This window comes from Paenibacillus agaridevorans, assembly GCF_003112455.1.
Classification (GTDB): Bacteria; Bacillota; Bacilli; order Paenibacillales; family Paenibacillaceae; genus Pristimantibacillus; species Pristimantibacillus agaridevorans.
Genome location: NZ_BDQX01000403.1, coordinates 327 through 18,210 on the forward strand (window position 1 = coordinate 327; position 17,884 = coordinate 18,210).

The 17,884-nt window shown below is 54.9% G+C and carries 15 protein-coding genes and 2 pseudogenes; 4 read left to right on the forward strand and 13 right to left on the reverse strand.

The annotated features are described in order from the left end of the window. Nucleotides 1–319: 319 nt before the first annotated feature. Nucleotides 320–556: a hypothetical protein gene (locus PAT3040_RS37710; protein WP_108995782.1), complete on the forward strand. Its 237-nt coding sequence runs from the start codon at nucleotides 320–322 to the stop codon at nucleotides 554–556. 182 nt (nucleotides 557–738) lie between these two features. Here the strand turns inward: PAT3040_RS37710 and PAT3040_RS31445 are convergent, their stop codons facing one another. The 5 genes from PAT3040_RS31445 to galU form a co-directional block, all read right to left on the reverse strand. Next, on the reverse strand, nucleotides 739–1,641 hold the full coding sequence (locus tag PAT3040_RS31445; protein ID WP_108995783.1) for a Gfo/Idh/MocA family protein: 903 nt from the start codon (nucleotides 1,639–1,641) through the stop codon (nucleotides 739–741). Beyond that, entirely contained in the window at nucleotides 1,638–1,892 is a 255-nt protein-coding gene (locus PAT3040_RS40190; RefSeq protein WP_108995784.1) for an S-layer homology domain-containing protein, read from the reverse strand. Before PAT3040_RS40190 ends, PAT3040_RS31445 begins: the two co-directional genes overlap by 4 nt. Before the next feature lie 53 nt (nucleotides 1,893–1,945). Then, the gene (locus PAT3040_RS31455; protein ID WP_258235257.1) at nucleotides 1,946–3,061 is read right to left on the reverse strand and encodes a S1C family serine protease; all 1,116 of its coding nucleotides are present in this window, start codon (nucleotides 3,059–3,061) and stop codon (nucleotides 1,946–1,948) included. Between the two features lie 11 nt (nucleotides 3,062–3,072). After that, nucleotides 3,073–4,362: an FxLYD domain-containing protein gene (locus PAT3040_RS31460; protein ID WP_108995786.1), complete on the reverse strand. Its 1,290-nt coding sequence runs from the start codon at nucleotides 4,360–4,362 to the stop codon at nucleotides 3,073–3,075. A 338-nt stretch (nucleotides 4,363–4,700) separates the two neighbouring features. Next, entirely contained in the window at nucleotides 4,701–5,582 is an 882-nt protein-coding gene (gene galU, locus PAT3040_RS31465) for a UTP--glucose-1-phosphate uridylyltransferase GalU (protein WP_087569829.1), read from the reverse strand. 256 nt (nucleotides 5,583–5,838) lie between these two features. Between galU and trxB the strand changes: the two genes are divergently transcribed. Together trxB and PAT3040_RS31475 are read left to right on the forward strand one after the other, a co-directional pair. Next, on the forward strand, nucleotides 5,839–6,783 hold the full coding sequence (trxB, locus tag PAT3040_RS31470; protein ID WP_087569830.1) for a thioredoxin-disulfide reductase: 945 nt from the start codon (nucleotides 5,839–5,841) through the stop codon (nucleotides 6,781–6,783). 708 nt (nucleotides 6,784–7,491) lie between these two features. After that, nucleotides 7,492–7,944 (forward strand): Dps family protein, encoded by a 453-nt coding sequence (locus PAT3040_RS31475; protein ID WP_087569831.1) that lies wholly within the window; start codon nucleotides 7,492–7,494, stop codon nucleotides 7,942–7,944. A gap of 244 nt (nucleotides 7,945–8,188) precedes the next feature. Here the strand turns inward: PAT3040_RS31475 and PAT3040_RS31480 are convergent, their stop codons facing one another. The 4 genes from PAT3040_RS31480 to PAT3040_RS31495 all read right to left on the reverse strand — a co-directional run bounded on the left by PAT3040_RS31480 (nucleotide 8,189) and on the right by PAT3040_RS31495 (nucleotide 13,778). Further along, nucleotides 8,189–10,936 (reverse strand): ABC transporter permease, encoded by a 2,748-nt coding sequence (locus PAT3040_RS31480; protein WP_108995787.1) that lies wholly within the window; start codon nucleotides 10,934–10,936, stop codon nucleotides 8,189–8,191. Nucleotides 10,937–10,951: 15 nt separating this feature from the next. Beyond that, nucleotides 10,952–11,608: an ABC transporter ATP-binding protein gene (locus PAT3040_RS31485; RefSeq protein WP_108995788.1), complete on the reverse strand. Its 657-nt coding sequence runs from the start codon at nucleotides 11,606–11,608 to the stop codon at nucleotides 10,952–10,954. A gap of 113 nt (nucleotides 11,609–11,721) precedes the next feature. Then, the gene (locus PAT3040_RS31490) at nucleotides 11,722–13,065 is read right to left on the reverse strand and encodes a sensor histidine kinase (protein ID WP_108995789.1); all 1,344 of its coding nucleotides are present in this window, start codon (nucleotides 13,063–13,065) and stop codon (nucleotides 11,722–11,724) included. Nucleotides 13,066–13,070: 5 nt separating this feature from the next. Further along, nucleotides 13,071–13,778 (reverse strand): response regulator transcription factor, encoded by a 708-nt coding sequence (locus PAT3040_RS31495; protein ID WP_108995790.1) that lies wholly within the window; start codon nucleotides 13,776–13,778, stop codon nucleotides 13,071–13,073. A 476-nt stretch (nucleotides 13,779–14,254) separates the two neighbouring features. On the opposite strand from PAT3040_RS31495, the gene PAT3040_RS31500 reads away from it, so the two are divergent. Further along, nucleotides 14,255–14,851: a hypothetical protein gene (locus PAT3040_RS31500; RefSeq protein WP_108995791.1), complete on the forward strand. Its 597-nt coding sequence runs from the start codon at nucleotides 14,255–14,257 to the stop codon at nucleotides 14,849–14,851. A 160-nt stretch (nucleotides 14,852–15,011) separates the two neighbouring features. Here PAT3040_RS31500 and PAT3040_RS31505 read toward each other — a convergent pair whose 3' ends face one another. From PAT3040_RS31505 to PAT3040_RS40205, 4 genes and pseudogenes are all read right to left on the reverse strand, one after another. Beyond that, entirely contained in the window at nucleotides 15,012–15,662 is a 651-nt protein-coding gene (locus tag PAT3040_RS31505; RefSeq protein WP_108995792.1) for a fumarylacetoacetate hydrolase family protein, read from the reverse strand. Nucleotides 15,663–15,818: 156 nt separating this feature from the next. Then, nucleotides 15,819–16,052, reverse strand: a complete 234-nt coding sequence (locus tag PAT3040_RS40195) for an ABC transporter C-terminal domain-containing protein (RefSeq protein ID WP_373863989.1) — start codon at nucleotides 16,050–16,052, stop codon at nucleotides 15,819–15,821. 399 nt (nucleotides 16,053–16,451) lie between these two features. After that, nucleotides 16,452–16,814 (reverse strand): annotated as a pseudogene (locus PAT3040_RS40200) (ATP-binding cassette domain-containing protein); the annotation flags it as partial. A 150-nt stretch (nucleotides 16,815–16,964) separates the two neighbouring features. Continuing rightward, nucleotides 16,965–17,846, reverse strand: a pseudogene (locus PAT3040_RS40205) (ABC-F family ATP-binding cassette domain-containing protein); the annotation flags it as partial. Between the last annotated feature and the right edge of the window lie 38 nt (nucleotides 17,847–17,884).

Consider the following 17,884-nt stretch of genomic DNA (forward strand, 5'->3'; position numbering starts at 1 on the left):
TGGATCCGGACACGGGCCGGGGCACGGTCATGAATCCGGACACGGCCATGGACCCGGGCACGGTCATGGACCTGGACACGGCCATGGACCGGGGCATGGACATGGACCGGGGCATGGACATGGACCAGGACACGGACACGGGCCTGGCTGGCATGGTCCTGGGCTAGGACCATGGGGCGGACCGGGCTTTTGGCCGCCAGTCCCCCTTCCGATTCCTCTCCCCATTCCTGTTCCGGTATCGGGTCCAGGACCGTCAACTACCTCTGCGCCTCAAGCCTTCGTAACGGTTGTCATCAATGGCGGGGCCGCGTTTCCGGGAGTGACAAACAGCTTCACGATTCCATATCGGCATGGACTTACGATCGGAAGAGCGCTTGCTTCGACAGGCTCTGTCGGCTTCTCTGCTGACGACCAGATCGTCAGCATCGGCGGAGTTCCGATAAGCGGCAATGTCGGTTATCAGATCAAGCTGAACGGAAGAACCGTACCGGCAACATTATTAAATTACACGATTCAGCCTTCCGATACCGTTACATTAGAACTTTACGCATTATAAGCCGCCATCCCGGCTGCTAACGTCTTTATCCTGCTAGTCATCTTCCGCCAAGCAATTAGGGGCATTACACCAAACAGACGCCCCATCCTCCCAGTCAGGGTAGGATGGAGCGTCTGTTTTTTCAATGCCTAATCGCTATGGCAGTTGAAGTTGATCCCGACATGCTAACCGCATGTCCCCTCTTAAAGCTTCACCGACAACCCGCTAGCTCTGCTCTCTTCCGCCGCCTCAAGAAACCGGATGATCTCCACCGTCTCCGAAATCTCAACCGCGGGTTTCTTTGTCTGCAAGAAACGGATGACCTGCTCCAGCAAGCTGGCGTAAAAAGGTTTTGGCGCGGAACCGACCTGGAAATAAACCGTCTCATCGCGGCGATGAATATGCGCACCGAACTCGTCATTGCCATTGAGATTGCCGCGTACCGTACCGATTCTCCCATCCCGCCATCTGCCTTTGATCAGCTCGAACTCTACCGTAGTTTCCACCGTTACTTCCTCGCAGCCAGGACCAAGGATGGCGTACAGCATCTCTGCTGCATGAATACCATACCAAAAGTAATGAGACTGCGTAGCCTGAATATGCAGCGGACCAAAAGCTTCCGCTCCCGAGATTGAGGCCGCCGCTTCTCGACCAAGCTCCGCGCTAAGCGCGTCTGCGTACCGCAGCGAAGAAGAGCTCATGATCGGAACGCCGTTAACGTCGGCGATTAACGCGATTTCCTTGGCTTCGGATGTCGTTAACGCCAATGGTTTATCAACGAATACCGGCTTGCCGTACTTCGCGATGGCCCGGAATTGCTCCAGATGGACCCGTCCGTCGGCCGACTCCAGCATAATCGCGTCGCACTCTTCCGCCACCTCTTCCAGCGAATCTGCGATACGTACACCGTATTGCTCCCGCAGCTCCACCGTATATCCCGCTACCCGATTGAAGCTGAGCGGGAAGTCCGGAGAGCCTCCCGGATACGCAGCGACAACTCGCCCGCCGGTCACATGATAGGGATGCGTTGCGTCATGCAACAGCTTGGTGAATATGGACACGTGAGAGGTATCGAGACCAATCATACCGATTCGAAGATTATTCATACGTTTATGTTAACTCCTTCCCCCATATACGGCCTGAATATCGCCATCGCCCAATGATCGCTCGGCACGTCGGGCCAGAGAGGACCAGCATGAACATTTGGCTCTACGCCAAGCAACGCGTTGATCATAACAACCGCTTCGGCTCGTGTCAACGGCCGATCCGGACGGAAGGTGCCGTCTTCATCCCCCCTCACGAGTCCGCTCGACTTCAAGCGCATTACGGCGTCGCTTGCCCAATAATGGCCCTCCATACCATGGAAGGATGCCTTATCGGAAAAAATCCGACTTGACGCGGGGCTCCAAATTATTTGCGTATCGCCTTGCCTTTGCCGGAGATCAGCTTAAGCTGGTCGTTTTCGTAACCGATCCGATAGCTGACTTGATATTTGCTCAGTGCGTACTTGCCGTCCTTGCGTTCGTCGACGGATAAAATCGCCGTTACGGTCGCTTCGTTGTCCTCTGGAGAAGAGACGTGCGTATCGTCAATGACGACGTTACGAGTTGTCAAATATCCCTCGCGGAATTTGACATAGCTCGTCCCTTCCTTCCATCCTTCTCCAAGCAACGAATAAGCATACACGTAATCGCGATTGTTCAGACTGTCGTAATAATGTTTCACCAAATATTCCGCCATCTGATCCAGAGAAACATCTTGTTCTTTCTCATCGTGCGTCTCCACAACCTTCAGATTGGGAAGCCTGTCCATCGGCTGCCTGGACCATCCCTCTGCCATCGACAATACGTTCGAGATCGGTATGCTAAAGCCGATGCCTTCATCCTCCAGGCCCGCCGAATTAATCCCTAGCACGGCGCCGGTATTCATGTCGACAAGCGGACCTCCGCTGTTGCCGCGGGCGATTGGAGCGGAGATTTGATACAAATCCTTGTACGTGTACGGCGCGATCTGGAAGCTTCGTCCGACGCCGCTTATAATGCCTGTCGTGACCGTGTTCTGGAAGCCCAGCGGGCTTCCGATCGCCATGACATCATCGCCGACTTCCCCGCGCTCATATCGCATCATGGACAGCGGCTGGGTGCCGACAAGCTCCTTCACCCGCACAACCGCCACATCCGTTTCGGTGCTGATTCCGATAACCTCTCCATCGAGATCGCGCGCATCAGCCGTCTTCACTCGCACATGCCTGACTCCTTCCACGACATGGGCGTTCGTAATGAGATCTCCCTCGAGATTGTATAGAAAGCCGGAGCCCTGCAAGCCCGTTTCCGTCTCGATCATGACAACCATCTTCTGCGTTTCAAAAATAATATCCTTTAGCGACTTCTTTACTTCGCCTACGGCGATAAGCGGAGTGCCGTTTAATTGACCCGGCACTTGCTCGTTTACCGCGTAACCCGCAGCAGCGCCTCCCGCCAGAATAAGAAGGGAGCCGATGAGCGCAATCCGCCATTTGATTCCCATGTCCATGCTCCTTAATCCAAATACCAAGTCTTATTATCGATAACGGCAACGACATCCCCTTCATAAATGCCGCTCACTGTCGCCGTAAATGTCATCTCTTCGCCCGGTTCGATATATTCCGGCGTTGCGCTCGCCGTTCCGCTTCCCAGCACTTCACCGGTTGAACTCTTAACGGAATAAGTAATTTCGACGTTATAAATCGGTCTTGTCGCTTTGTTTCTGAGCTTGCCGACAACCGAAAGGTCGCCGAAATCATCCAACGAATGATCAATGCTTATGACCTCGATCGCGTCCGTCTGATTAATCAAATCTTCCTCCGCCGCGTTTTCCATCGCCTGCTGAATTCGAAGCTGCTCCGCTTGCTCATAAGCATGTTTCTCTTGCTTGACGCGCTCCTTCAGAGCTAGCAGCTCCACATCCTCCTTTGCCCAAGTCAACGCTTTGTCGCAGGCTGACAACGCACCGGAGAAGTTTTTTCGCTGGAGCAAATACTCCGTTTCGGCAATCGTTATCTTCCGTATACTGGCCAGGATAAGAGCGCGAAGCTCCTCCGCCTCCTGCCCGATCAAGCCGTTCACGACGTTCAACATTTCTCCGTGCTCCTCGATCGTCGTCAAGGCGGTCAGATCGCCGGCCAGCTCCAGCAGTGTAAGCTCCATGGAAAAGCCGTCCGCCTTCTCCTTAAGCTTGTCGTAGATAGGCTCCTTGTGTCCGTTCAGCTCGGACTTCAGATGCTCGAGCTCGCTCAGGGCAACCTCCGCATCGCCTTTGTCCAACCTTTGCCGAATTTCAACGGACAGTCGCTCGAGCTCCGCCGCATGATGAACCGTTTCGTTATCGTCGATAATCGCGCGAAAATCCGGCCGGGCTCTTATCGCTTGCTCGAGCAGCGCGATCGCCTCGTCGTACTGCCCGCCCAAGGCTGCCGCCCTTGCTTCGACCTGCAGCCGCAGCACGTCTTCGTTCGTTTTCAGTTCATGCTTGTAGAACAGGAAAAGCCCCGAAGAAACGACAAGAACCAGCGCCGCGAGTCCGAAGAAGACGGGCCAGAGCGTCTCGCGCTTTCGTACGGCTTGCGTTCCTTCCATCGTCTCGACGTCTCCCGGGAACTTCGTCTCTTTCGTATCGATCCGATTCCCGTCCGCTATTTCCAGCGATGCCGCACTCTCCTGCTCCGCCAATCCGACCGCGCCGTGATCCCCTTGCTCCGCTTGAATCGTTATGGCATGAAGCCTTCTTCCGCATTGGCTGCAGAACCGTGCATCCCTTGCGTAGCTTCTTATACATTGATGGCAATACAAGTAAGTCATCTCCCAGCCCAGTAACTCTCTCTATCTCTCTATTCTAGCTCAAACAGTAAAAAATCACCATTTCAAAATAGTGGCAGGCTATCGACTCAGCGTTCTCCCTGCAGCCTGCCGCAACAAGGCGAAACGGCTGCGGCTTCCTTTGGCGGCGGGACGCGTTCTGTTCATTTTTTTTGCAAAAAGACAGCCGACGCGGCGCTGAGCCATGAGCGACTGTCTCTTTAAGTGCGAGTTCAAAACTTCCATGGCTTAGAGGCCGCAGCCTGTAACGAGTCTTCGAGAAAGACACTGTACACACAGTCTTATTCTCTTAGACAGTCGACCGAGCCGTTTTAAGATTCCTTCGGCAAGCCCAGACTCTCCAGCATATAACGCCTCACGTCCGCGGACAAATCATCCCGCTCCAAAGCGAAATCGATCGTCGCTTGCACGAAGCCCAGCTTGTCGCCGACATCGTGCCTGCGGCCATCGAAGCGGAATGCCGTCAGCGAAGACAATCGGTTCAGCTCTTGCAAGCTGTCGGTCAATTGAATTTCTCCCCCTTTGCCAGGCTTCGCGGCTTCCAGCAAGCCAAAGATGGACGGATGCAGCACGTAACGTCCCACTACCGCATAATTGGATGGCGCTTGACCTGGCGCCGGCTTCTCGATAATATTTTTAACCCTGGCTACTCGGCTCCCTTGCTCGATGTCCACGATACCGTATTTATGAGTCTGATCCCAGGGCACTTCCATAACCGCTACAACGGATGATTGCTCCTGCTCGTAAATTTCAATCATTTGCTTCAGGCAAGGCGGGTTCGAGGTCAAAATGTCGTCGCCGAGCAGTACCGCAAACGGTTCGTCCGCGACGAACCTGCGAGCGCACAATACGGCATGCCCAAGCCCGAGCGGCTCCTTTTGCCTGACATAATAAATATCCGCGAGCTGCGAAATTTCTTTGACGATGGCAAGCATCGTCTCGTTATTGCGCGCTTCCAGCTCCGCCTCCAGCTCGAATGACTTGTCGAAGTGATCCTCGATCGCACGCTTGTGCCGGCCGCTTACGATGACGATGCTGTCGATCCCGGAACGAACGGCTTCCTCTACAATGTATTGAATGGCCGGCTTGTCGATCAGCGGCAGCATCTCTTTGGGCTGCGCTTTCGTTGCCGGCAGGAACCGCGTGCCGAGTCCTCCCGCAGGTATGACGGCTTTCCGGATTGATGTACTCATACGCAATTCGCTGCTCCTCTCTTAAAGACGGTTGCGACTGGCAATCAACGTCTTATTCTCTGTCTCCATCATACTCGTTTTGGGATGAAATCGCCAATCCGAAGCCGTGAATTTTGACGGCTCGATCCATTCTATCGCAGGTAAGATGAAGGTTAGATGAACTGTATTGACTTATGTTACAGTTTGTAATAATTTTAATGTAACACTTGCGCAAAAACGCGCGAAAAGAGAGAACATCATACTGGAGGTAACGATTATGCACAAAACCATTATTATCGGAACAGGTCCTGCAGGCTTGACTGCGGCCATCTATCTCGCCCGCGCCAACATGGAGCCCCTCGTCATCGAGGGCTGGCAGCCTGGCGGCCAGTTGACGACAACAACGGAGGTCGAAAACTTTCCCGGTTTCCCGGATGGCATCCTTGGAAGCGAGTTAATGGACAATATGCGAAAACAAGCGCAGAAGTTCGGCGCTACGTTCAAGATGGGCTCCGTCAAGAGCGTCGACTTCGGCAAGCGGCCTTATACGCTTGAAGTTGAAGGACTTGGGCAACTGCAAGCAGAATCCATCATTATCTCGACAGGCGCGTCCGCCAAGTATCTCGGCATTCCCGGAGAGCAGGATAATATCGGTCGCGGCGTCAGTACTTGCGCCACTTGCGACGGCTTCTTCTTCCGCGGCAAAAAGCTGATCGTCATCGGCGGCGGCGACTCCGCCATGGAGGAAGCAAGCTTCTTGACCCGCTTCGCCACCGAGGTTCGCGTCGTAAACCGTCGCGAGGAGCTGCGCGCTTCGAAAATCATGCAGGATCGCGCCCGCTCCAACGAGAAGGTAGCCTGGAGCCTGAACCGTACGCCGCTGGAAGTCGTAGCCGGCGAGAACGGACTGCAAGGCCTGAAGGTCCGTAACAACGAGACCGGCGAAGAAGAGCTGCTGGAAGCGGACGGCGTATTTGTCGCCATCGGCCACACGCCGAATACAGGCTTCCTTGGCGGACAGATCGAGACGGATGCTCAAGGCTACATTTTGGTGAAGCCGGGCACTTCCGCGACGAACATTCCCGGCGTGTTTGCTTGCGGCGACGTGCAGGATACCACCTATCGCCAAGCGATCACGGCCGCTGGCAGCGGTTGTATGGCCGCTTTGGACTGCGAACGTTACCTCGAAGCGCAGGCCCACGAAGCTGCGGCGCTCGTTTAATTTTCGGATTCGCGTCGGCTCGGACTTATCCAGGGAAGGATGCAACCTCGGCTTTAATGCGGAGGGTGCATCCTTTTTTCGTGCTCGTACAACTACCCTTCCACACCACCATCGCCCCCGCCTGCCTGCGCCCCATTGTACTCGCTTTTTCATACCCATTCGCTCGTCACCGCCTGCCAACGCCCCATTGTGCTCGCTTTTTCATACCCATTCGCTCGTCCACGCCTGCCAGCGCTCCATTGTACTCGCTTTTTCATACACATTCGCTCGTCACCGCCTGCCAGCGCTCCATTGTACTCGCTTTTTCATACCCATTCGCTCGTCCCCGCCTGCCAGCGCCCCATTGTACTCGCTTATTCATACACATTCGCTCGTCCCCGCCTGCCAGCGCCCTAATGTACTCGCTTTTTCATACTCATCCGCTCGTCCCCATAACGTTACACGGCTAGCAAATACAATTACGGCCAACAGCCTTGACATTTCGCTTTTAATTTGTAATAATTATAAATAAGGAATTGATCTAATTATAATATCAAAACTTACCACCCCCAATGCATACACCCGATCACAGAAGAGCAAACTAGTCGTTGGATTGGAAATGATACGTTTTCCTATTGCAGCATATCCAAGGAAACAAGGTTTCACTGCCGCTATTCCGGTTTACTTATATGAAATAACCAATCTCAAAAATCGAAAGGATGAAAAAACATGACTACCAAAACAACAAAAACCGTCCAACAACATCTCAATCGGCAGATCGCCAACTGGAGCGTTCTCTATATTAAGCTTCACAACTACCACTGGTACGTAAAAGGCTCGCAGTTCTTCACGCTCCATGCGAAGTTCCAGGAGTTCTACGAGGAGGCGGCGCTGCATGTCGACGAGATCGCGGAACGTCTCCTAGCGGTGAAAGGCAAGCCAATCGCGACAATGAGCGAGTACCTGGAGGAATCTACCGTTAAGGAAGCCAGCGGCAAAGAATCCGCTGAAGGAATGGTCGACCAACTCATCAAGGACTTCTCGACGGTTATCGACGAGCTTAAGGAAGGTATGGAGGCTGCACAGGAAGCCGGCGACGAAACAACGGCCGATATGCTCCTCGCCATCCATACTTCACTGGAGAAACATGTATGGATGCTGAACGCGTTTAATGGCAAATAAGAGCGAGAAGGTAAACGAGCTGAGCCCCTACTCTCTGGTGGTGCAGCTCGTTTCACTAAACTCTGGGCACCGCGAAAGTTAACGGAATTGGCGTCGAAGCTTCCCTTTTTTTCGTGTGTATCAGAAAAAGGTAAAAGAACTTAAAAATTTTTAGATTTTCAAGAAGACGAGCACCGCGGTTTAAGCGCGATGCTCGTCTTTTGGTTACTATTTAAAAAGTTCCCGCCGAGCTTGATGATTAACCCTACTCGTCATTGCTCCGAAGTCCCTCCGCCGCCTTCAGCTTTAAAGCCGCTCTTGCGGGCGCAATATTGACGAGCACCGAGAGCAGCAGAAGCCCGAGCATGATCGGCAAAATGATCTCATAGAGATAGGACGGCTCGAACGCCATATAATCCGGCATGTCCCGCCTCGCAGCTTGCGTAAACAATAAAGCGCCGCTGGCGCCGATGCCCCAACCGGTCAGCAGACCGGCTGCGCTGATAACAATACCTTCGAGCATAAACATCCAATAGATTTGTTTGCCAGGCACGCCGATGCAGCGCATCATCGCGATCTGCCGTCCTCTTTCTCTTACTGTCCGATACTGAACAACCGCGAGTCCCATCAAGCTGATGATCCCGGAGAATACCGCGCAGCCTACGAAACCGATGCCTAACTGCTTGTTCATCAGATACTCCGCGCTATTATTCAGATAAGGCACCGTAAATCCCAGTACCCCGTTTAGAGCGAATCGATCCTCCAACTGTTGGGCGAGCTCGACGTCCCGATAATCGAAATCGAATAAGACGAAGCCGAGCGCCCTCTGATTTTCCCATTTGAAGCCAAATGCCTTAAGTTCGTCCACGACATCCGCGTGCATAAAAGTCTCGCCGTAATAATCGATGACGTGAAGATACGCCTCTTTCTGGAGGAATCCCGCTACGGTGAGTGATTTCTCGAACAACAGCACTTTGGGTTCATCCATTGCTCTAAGCTTTTTGTATTCATACACCGGGAACGCAGCAGTGTCGCCCGCCTTTAGTCCGGGTTTAAAGACATCGTCTCTCGTCTTGTAAAAGTACGGCAGCATAATATAACCGGGATCATTCAACACCGCTTCCCAAGCTTCCTCGTCGCTGCCGAACCTGGGATCGCGTTCCGCCAGCGGGGGAAGCTCTCTCTTCAGCAGCTCCTCCGTTACTGGCAAGATGGCTTGCGCCACCCAATCCGGCGTCATTTCGATCATAAACGGCTCAGAAATCATGTGAGCTTCCACATGCTCGGAGATAAAATCATCCCCGTCCGCCACGGACATAATATGATCCCGCTCCGACTCCGACTGGTATGAAGCATATCCGCCGTTGCCCAGCACCGTCTGCGGGGTCTGGCTGACGTCGCCCGATGCCGTTATCAATCCCATGATGGTCACCGTAAACGTCACGATCATCATGATCAGAGCGAATAATAACGCCGTAGTGTACGTTCTTCCGGATTGGCTGCGGGGATACTTCGTCGCAAGCATGACCGAGAGAGGCGGAATCCCCAGCCGCCCGAACAACCTGCTCAGAGGCCCGCTCATGATGGACAACAGCCGTATGAGGAGGAACAAGAGGAAGCAACATGCGCCTAACCACGAGACGCACACCCACAACAAGTTTCCCCCGCTCAAATCCGGTGTCTCGACAAATGCCAGATAGAAGTGAATCACCGTGAAATAGACCCCTGCCCCTGTCAGTACCCATCCGAACAAACGATGCTTGTATCCTTTTCGTGCCAGCCGCTCGCCTCCGCCGCGCAGCGCTTCGACTACCGGGAACCGGCCAGCCTTGTGTGCGGCGAATGCGGATACGACAGCCAGGAAAACGAAGATGGATATAAAGAGCAATACCGCGCCAACTATCGAGAGATGCGGATGAATTGGAATATGCATGCCCGTCATCCGTTGCAAAACGTCGCTGTACGTACCGTAGAACAGAGATACCAGACCGTATCCTGCGCCTATTCCGATAAGCGAGCCGACCAAGGCGCTAAGCAACGACAAGAGCAACGCTTCGGCCGCAAACATGGCGCCGATCTGACCGGGAGACAAACCGATCGCTCGCAGGACGCCGTACATGCCCCTTCTCGACTCCGAGATCATAACGAGCACTTGCCGCATGAAGATCAGGCTGGAAGCAATGGCTACCAAGCTGATTATCCCGATGATGATGGTGAAATTTAATCTTTCGAGCTTGTCGCGATAATCGGCCTTCAAATAATGAATCTCGTAATTCAGCTCCGGAAGGATGAACATCGCTCTGTCAGGCAGGGAATCATTAACCGTCCCCGTCCATATAGCGGGATAGATGCCCTCGCCGATCTTCGCAATCTCGCGCGCCAGCGCCTCCGATACGATCGCCGTGCCGCCATAGGCGCCGTAATCCCTGAAGCCCGTCAAACCTTGCTCCGGCGTTATTTCGCGAACGCGCAGCAGCTTGGAGCCGTCAGAGGCGATGATTTCCAACGCATCGCCGGCCGCAACGCCGAGCTGCGACGCCGTCGCCTCGTTCAGAATGACCTCGTTTTCGCCAATGCCGCGGCTCCACAGCTCCGCTCTTGCAGAATCGAATCTCGCCGCCTTCTCCGTGGAGAAGCCAAGGACCAGCACCGACTTCAGCACTCCGCTCTCTTCGCCTTTTGAGTCATGAGCCCGGAGCGTCGCCTCCGCTCCGACATAAGGCAACACCCGATAATCGGTCGATCGTTCGTCCACGTATTTCTCCAGCAAGGCGACTTGTTCTGAAGTAAATCCGGCAGAAAGCTGCTCCTCCGGCGTCAGCTTCGAACTGATAGGGCCCAGCCTCGTCTCTATCCACCGTTCTCCGCTTATGCGGACGGAATCGTAATTAACAAAGCTGACCGCGATGAGCATCGCGCCGATCGCCCCTGCCGCGATCGTTAGCAGCGTCTGCTTCCATTGCTTGCGGAGATTGCTCCACGCCATCCGCCATACGATGCCGGAGCCGATCATAATCCGTTTCCTCCGTCATGAACGATGCATCCGGATTGTACGATTCATGTGCGACGCGATGCCCGGATCATGCGTGACGACCGCGATCGTCGTTCCGTAATGACGATTAAGCATTTCCAGCAGCCCGATGATTTGCTCCGCCGTATCCGTATCAAGCGCGCCGGTAGGCTCGTCCGCCCATATAATGTCCGGTCTTGCGACAATGGCTCTGGCTATGGCGACGCGTTGATTCTGTCCGCCCGACAACTGAGCCGGATAGCTGTTCTCCTTGTCCGCAAGCCCAACCTCGGACAAAGCCTCTCGCGCTCTGACTCGAGCCTTCCCCGTGGGCATGCCGGCTGCAATAAGCGGCATCGCCGCATTCTCCCACGCCGTCAGTACAGGAACGAGATGATAGGACTGGAAGACGAAGCCCATCTTCGCCAGTCTGAGCTTCGCGATTTTGGCGTCATCCCACTCATGAATCGGCGCGTCGCCGATCCATATTTCGCCGCTGTCGCATGATTCGATGCCCGCGAGAATGTGGAGCAATGTCGTTTTGCCGCAGCCGGACGGTCCCGTAATGGACACCATCTCGCCCTTGTCCAAGTTAAGCGATACTTCCCTAAGCGCCTTCGTCGCCGCGGTCCCCTTGCCGTAAGTTTTAGATAATCCTTGTACGCGAATAAACATGCTTTTCACCTCTTGTTCTGCTAATGACGTAACTGTAGCAGAACATTATGCATTCCTAATGAACCAAATGTGCAGATATTATGCAGAAGGGGCTGGCATCCCCTATCTTCCCCTTATTCCTTCATGACCGGCAGCGTTACGACAAAGCTGGCTCCCTCGCCATAACGGCTTCTTACCGCCGCCTCCCCGCCATGAGCTCGAGCGAATTCGCGGACAATGGCAAGACCCAGACCAAGCCCCGTTCCGCGTCCTCTGCCGCCTTTGGCTGTTTCCGTTCCCCGATAAAAGCGGTCGAACACCCTCTCCAACTCCTCCTCTTCGATTCCCGGACCGTCATCGCTGACTGTAAGCTGGATCGAGCCTCCCGCTAACGCTAAATCTACCGTCACCAGAGATTGGGCATGACGGAACGCATTGCCGACAAGATTAATTAACAATTGCTTGATGCGTCCGCGATCTCCGTACATCGTTGCATCCGGAAGTCCCGTAATGTCATGCCGTATGCCGCGTTCCTCTCCGGCCGCCGAAAGCGTCTCCAACACCTCTTCGGCCAGCTCTGTCATAGAAAACCAGGACTTGAACAGCGGCAAATGTCCGCTCTCCGCAAGCGCCAGTTCCTGCAGATCGCGGACGAGACGGCTTAACCGCAACGTCTCGTCATGAAGAACGGCAAGCTTGTCCGGCGCCAGCGGAGCACCTGACTGCAAAGCATGATCCAGCGTTGCTCGCATAATGGCAATCGGCGTCCGCAGCTCGTGGGCGATATCCGCCACCATCGTCGTTCTGACCGTCTCCAGCTGTTGGTTGCGACGCAAGAGGTCGCCAATTTCTCCCTTCAAAGACGTCCAATCCCGCTCTCCGGAATCGACGGGCAAATGGCGATGCTGCGCCATATACGTCTTCAATTCTTCCGCTAGACGCCGACCGGCCTGATCTTCCGTCCGATTCAACTTATGCTGAAGGATCAGACCGCAAGTCAATACGAATAACCCCGTCATGCAAGGAACAACAAATTTTATGAACCATGAATGGCCAAAGGAGGTAATGCTCGTCTCGGTATAGCCGACAATTCGACCTCCGATCATAACCGGCAGCTTGCGTCCGCCGCTCCATTCACCGCCCCGCGAAACCTCTGCTACTTTCTCGTAATGATCATCATCGCCTGCATAGATTCGAACGGCGAAGTCGGAATCCGCGCCATACACATACCCGTCTCGCACAAGCCGCTCCTGTAATCCGTCAAAGCCGCCATTCAACTCGACATACATGACTGCATAGCCGTTCCAATACAGCTCTGCCCTCTCCCGTTCCCTGCTCTCCATGCCCAGAAGTACAATCTGTACGATCCATCCTGTAAGCAAAGCCGCCGCTATGCTAATCGCAACCAGTCGCAGCCGCTTTGCTAACCCATTCCGTCCGCGTCCAATGGTCAAACCGTCAGTCTGCGCGCCGGTCATCCCGGTCACCTCGCCTCTTCGGAGAACCGATACCCGATGCCATATACGGTCTCGATGTAAGGCTTCTCCGCTTCGTGATCGCCAAGCTTCTTGCGCAAATTGCGAATATGCGAATCAATCGTCCGCTCGTAGCCGATATAATCGTCGCCAAGCGCTTCGTCCATGAGATGGGTTCGCGTGAACACTCGTCCAGGATGGGAAGCAAGCTTCCAGAGCAGCATAAATTCCGTGCGAGTCAGCTCCAGACGGCGATCCTCGAGCTGCGCCGCATATTTGTCGTTATCCAGCAGCAGCAATCCTCGCTGTAATCGCACATCTTCGCGATGCCTTCCGTCCTCCCGGACGTTTCCCTTGGATGTGCGCCGCAATACCGCTTTCATTCTAGCGCCCAGCTCCCGCAGACCGAACGGCTTCGTCAAATAATCGTCCGCTCCCAGCTCCAGCGCCAGCACCTTGTCAAACTCATCGCCTTTAGCCGTCACCATAATAATGGGCAAGCCCCATTCACGCTCGTTGCGCTTGCATAGATCCAGCCCGCTCTCTCCTCCGGGCAGCATCCAGTCCACCAGCAGCAGATCCGGCTTCACTTCCCTAATGAGCCCCTCGGCTTCCGACAGCGTCGCCGCTCCGTGAACCTCGATATCTTCCCGCCGCAAATAATCCGCGCATTCCTTGAGCAGCTCGGTCTCGTCTTCGATCCATACGACCTTCAATCGGCTCCCCCCTTAATGAGGTTGTTCAAAAAGTCCGCTTCCCATTACGAAGTAATTCTAGAAGCTTACTCGACGTCGAATATTTCCTGAAACCCACGAAAGTGAAGGGAAGCTTCGATGTCAATTCCGATTACTTTCGCGGGGCCCAAGGTTTGCCGAACCTAGCTATGCTCACGTAGCTTCCACTACGCTCCGCTCCTCAGGTTCTAGCTACATCCAATCTTCTTGGTACTGATAACCGAACTTTTTGAACTCGAATATAATGTAGACGATTATTCCACAAATTCACTCCGATGTCGATTGATCTTGCATCCGGTTGCAACACTTCGCTTTTCTGGTACGTTCTTAATGCATAAGGCAAGGTGAAACGGCTACGCCATCGTTTGGCGGCGCGGCGCGTTTCATTCCGAGAAATATAGAGAAAGTATGGCGAAATCCTTTCCTATATTTTTAATAAGACGAACAGGAGGATTCCTTTGAAAACAATAGGCAAACTCATTCTGCTGGCAGCTTTGCTGACCGGCATTGCGATGGCATACCTGCCTCAAACAACGTTTGCATGCAGTTGCGCGGAGCCGAAGCCTATTACGGATGCCGCCGAAGGGGCACAAATCGTATTTGCCGGAAAAGTTGCTGATGTAACGGAAGCCAAAAGCAAACAAGGCTTTTCCATTAAAAATATCCAGTTCGAGACGGAGACCGTGTACAAGGGTGAAGCCGGCTCGCGTATTACGGTGTGGACCGGCAGCGGCGGCGGTGATTGCGGCTTCTTTTTCCAGAAAGGCATGTCCTATCTCGTTTATGCCTACGCTTCCGGCCCCGATGGGAACAGGGACGAACCGGGCACGGGGATATGCACTCGTACGAAGGCGCTCTCGCAATCTCAAGGGGATCTTGATCTATTAGGGCAAGGAATGCCGCCGAACAAAGATCTCGATCAGCCCATTGCCGATTCGGCGAAGGATATTGACGTCAAGCTTCCATGGCCCCTGCTTGCCGGCGTCGTTGCGGTAATAGCGGCAAGTATCGCGATTGGGTTGCTTCTGAGAAAGAAACGCGGAGCCGGACGTTGATACACGGCCAGTACGATTCCGCTTGGACCGAAAACTTATACGTTCGCATGTGGAAAAAAGCTCGCCACGCTCGCTCCCGTTAAAGGTGCTGAGTTTTGGCGAGCTTCTTTCATTTGTTTTCGCAACGGCGTTTCCTGTTCCCATTGCTCGGCAACGGAGTTTAATTCTTTAATGCCACCCTGCAAGCGCCCAGCTTCTGCTCACCCCAGAACGCCTGGAGCGTTTCGCCGTCCCGAAGGGCGGCTACGCCCGCGGGCGTGCCCGTGAAGATTAGATCGCCTGGGCCAAGGCCATAGTTCGCCTCGATATGGCGGACAAGCGCAGTCACGTCAAACAGCATGTCCTTCGCACAGCCGCGTTGAGCGACTTCTTCTCCGCGCTGCAGGGTGAACTCCGTCTCTGCAAGAGCTGCCTCGCCCGGGTACGGAATCCAATCGCCCAGCGGGGCCGAAGCCTTGAACCCTTTGGCCGCCAGCCAAGGATGCCCCTTTGCCTTAAGCTTCGACTGCACGTCGCGAAGCGTCAAGTCGAGTCCCAGCGTCATGACATCAAACATTTCGTCAGTCGGAGCGCCTGGCTTGTACCCTTCTCCGACGCGCAACACGATCTCCAGCTCGAAATGCACCTCGCCAACGCCGCCCGGCAGCTCTACCGTGCTTCCATCCATCGCGGCTACCGCGTGGCTGGGTTTCGTAAACACCATCGGGGACTCCGGCACCTCGTTGCCCAACTCCAGCGCATGCAGCCGGTAGTTGCGGCCGATGCAATAGATGTTTTTGATTTCTTTGGTTTCGACGGAATGCGACCCCATGCGAAAAGCCTCCTTTAATGAGAAAAACTTTTATCGAAGTACTTCGGTGATGAGCGACCTTCAGCTTTGCAAAGCAAAGCCGCTTCGTAAGCATAAGGAAGTTTTATCGCCAATAAGAATTTGTTTTTCGATAAGCCGAGCGCGTCATGGATTGGATCAGCCCTTCTTCTGCGCAGCAATCTCTTCCGCGAGCAGATTAAGCTCCGTCCACCGCTCCATAAGCGATTCCAGCTTTTCTTCCAGCTGCTGCTGCTTGGCGGCAAGCTCTTGCAGCCGCACCGAATCGCTGCTGGCCGCTTCCATTTCTTCGGCTACGGCGGAGAGCTCCTCCTCGGCTTCGGCGATCCATCCGTCGATCGCCTCGTAATCCTTCTGATCCTTGTACGACATCTTGAGCGCGCGTTCACGACCGGACGAACCGCTCGCGGCGGCACCGCCTTGTGCAGAAGAAGCTCCGCTTGCGGAGCCGCTCGCCTTGCCTGCATTCGCGCCTGGGCCTGCTCCGCCAGCGAATCCGCCCGGCTTGCTACTATTCCCTCCGCCGCCGGACACCGCTGGGCTGCCGCCTCCCGCTCCCGCAGCGGAGCGCTTTTCCGCATATTCCCGGTATTCCGAATAATTGCCGGTATGCTGCGTAATGACGCCGCCTTCTTCGAAGGCGATAATGCGATCCACCGTACGGTCGAGGAAGTAGCGGTCATGGGAGACGACAAACACGACGCCAGGGAAGTCGTCGAGATAATCCTCCAGCACGGTCAACGTTGCGATATCGAGATCATTCGTCGGCTCGTCGAGCAGAAGCACGTTCGGCGCGTTCATCAGCACGCGCAGCAGCTGCAAACGCCGCTTCTCGCCTCCCGACAGCTTCGAAATCGGCGACCATTGCAACGCCGGAGGGAACAGGAACCGCTCCAGCATCTGACCGGCGGAGATCGTCGTGCCATCCGCCGTCTTCACCTGCTCGGCGTCCTCGCGAATATATTCGATAACGCGAAGGCTTTCGTCCATCTCCTCGCGTTCCTGCGAAAACCAGCCCAGCTTTACGGTCAAGCCGCGCTCCACCGTTCCTTCGTCCGGCTCAATCTTCCCGGCCAAAATGCGAAGAAGCGTCGACTTGCCGCTGCCGTTGCGTCCGACGATGCCGACACGATCCTCCGGCACCGAGATATAGCTGAACCCGGCGAAAAGCTGGCGATCTCCGTAGCTTTTGCCTACATCCTCGGCTTCGACGATCTTCTTGCCCAGCCTCGATGAAGCCACCGACAGCTCCAGCTTGCCGTCCGCTCCCTTGGGCCCCGCCGCCTTAAGCGCCTCGAACCGGTCGATCCGCGCCTTCTGCTTCGTTGTCCGGGCCTTTGCTCCCCGCCGAATCCACGCCAGCTCATTGCGCAATAAGTTCTGGCGCTTCGCTTCCGATGCGGCCTCCCGTTCCTCGCGCTCCAGCTTGAGCTCCAGAAAGCGACTATAGTTCGCCTGGTAGAAATGGGCTTGTCCGCGGTCCAGCTCGATCACGCGGTTGCTGACCCGATCAAGGAAGTAGCGGTCATGCGTAATCATGAGCAGCGCGCCGCGCCGTTTCTGCAGCATCCCCTCCAGCCAGGCGACCGACTCATTATCGATATGGTTTGTCGGCTCGTCCAGAATCAGCACGTCGGATGGCAGCAGCATCGCCGCCGCCATGGCTACCCGCTTGCGCTGGCCGCCCGACATCGTCTCTACCTTGGCGCCATGATCGTAGATCCCCAGCTTGGAGAGGGCCGTCTTCGCTTCGTTCTCGAGTCCCCACGCGTCCAGTTCGTCCATTTTCGCGTTCGCCGCAATCAGCTCCTGCTGCAGCTTCTCGCTGCCCGCATTTAGCCCGATAGCTTCCATAGCCGCCGCATAAGCTTGAACCGCCCGCAGTTGCGGGGAGTCCCCGCCCAGCACATGCTCCAGAGCCGTCTCGCCAGCCGCGAACACGGGGTCCTGCGACAACATGCGGATGACAACCCGATTCCCCACCGATACGGTTCCGGAATCCGGCTGCTCCAGCCCTGCGATGACCTTCAGAAACGTTGACTTGCCCGTGCCGTTGACGCCGATAATGCCGATTTTGTCTCCGTCCTCAACCCCGAACGTGACATCCTCGAACAGCAGCTTCTCGCCATAGCTTTTTGTTATATGTTCAACCGATAATAGATGCATAAGCAAACCTACTTTATATTTAGTATGAAACGATGGAA

What these genes read in the sequence shown, in the direction of transcription:
- PAT3040_RS31445 (WP_108995783.1), bottom strand. Translation starts at nt 1,641, where the DNA reads ATGAATAATCTTCGAATCGGTATGATTGGTCTCGATACCTCTCACGTG.
- PAT3040_RS40190 (WP_108995784.1), bottom strand. Translation starts at nt 1,892, where the DNA reads ATGGAGGGCCATTATTGGGCAAGCGACGCCGTAATGCGCTTGAAGTCG.
- PAT3040_RS31455 (WP_258235257.1), bottom strand. Translation starts at nt 3,061, where the DNA reads ATGGGAATCAAATGGCGGATTGCGCTCATCGGCTCCCTTCTTATTCTG.
- galU (WP_087569829.1), bottom strand. Translation starts at nt 5,582, where the DNA reads ATGAGTACATCAATCCGGAAAGCCGTCATACCTGCGGGAGGACTCGGC.
- trxB (WP_087569830.1), top strand. Translation starts at nt 5,839, where the DNA reads ATGCACAAAACCATTATTATCGGAACAGGTCCTGCAGGCTTGACTGCG.
- PAT3040_RS31475 (WP_087569831.1), top strand. Translation starts at nt 7,492, where the DNA reads ATGACTACCAAAACAACAAAAACCGTCCAACAACATCTCAATCGGCAG.
- PAT3040_RS31480 (WP_108995787.1), bottom strand. Translation starts at nt 10,936, where the DNA reads ATGATCGGCTCCGGCATCGTATGGCGGATGGCGTGGAGCAATCTCCGC.
- PAT3040_RS31485 (WP_108995788.1), bottom strand. Translation starts at nt 11,608, where the DNA reads ATGTTTATTCGCGTACAAGGATTATCTAAAACTTACGGCAAGGGGACC.
- PAT3040_RS31490 (WP_108995789.1), bottom strand. Translation starts at nt 13,065, where the DNA reads ATGACCGGCGCGCAGACTGACGGTTTGACCATTGGACGCGGACGGAAT.
- PAT3040_RS31505 (WP_108995792.1), bottom strand. Translation starts at nt 15,662, where the DNA reads ATGGGGTCGCATTCCGTCGAAACCAAAGAAATCAAAAACATCTATTGC.
- PAT3040_RS40195 (WP_373863989.1), bottom strand. Translation starts at nt 16,052, where the DNA reads ATGTCGTACAAGGATCAGAAGGATTACGAGGCGATCGACGGATGGATC.